The following is a 478-nucleotide window of genomic DNA, read 5'->3' as shown; positions in this document are numbered from 1 at the left end:
CTCGTGGCCGCTGGCGCGGATCAGTTGCGGAATGATCACCAGCCGATGGCCGGAGAACAACTGGGCGATGCCCTTGATCGACATGTCGAAGAAGAACCCGGCATTCAGCGCCACGGTGGCCGGGGACGGGCAATGCTGGTGGGTGGTGCGGGTCAGCACGTGCCAGAAGTTGAACACCGAACGGTGCTCGACCATCACGCCCTTGGACTGGCCGGTGGAACCGGAGGTGTAGATCACATAGGCCAGGTGCTCGGGCGTCAGGTCCGGTATCTGCGGGTTGGTATCGAAGTCTGGATCATCGACGGCCAGCAACGAATCGCGGGTATCGAGCAACAACAGGGGCAGATCCCCCGATGGCAAGGACAGGGCCGACTGGGTCAACAGCGCCCGTGGCTGGCTGTCCTGGAGCATGAAGGCCATGCGTTCGGCGGGATGGGCCGGGTCGATGGGCACGTAGGCGGCGCCGGCCTTGAGCACT

Annotated in this window: 1 protein-coding gene; it reads right to left on the bottom strand. The window is 64.2% G+C overall.

Annotated features, from left to right (window positions below):
* Nucleotides 1-478: AMP-binding protein (locus tag AC09SL_RS29535; protein ID WP_479572017.1), on the bottom strand; the 478-nt coding region annotated here is incomplete at both ends.

The sequence above is a fragment of the Pseudomonas sp. PF05 genome, assembly GCF_056521845.1.
The sequence above is the reverse complement of the archived record's forward strand: the minus strand, read 5'-3'. Positions and strand labels throughout refer to the sequence as shown.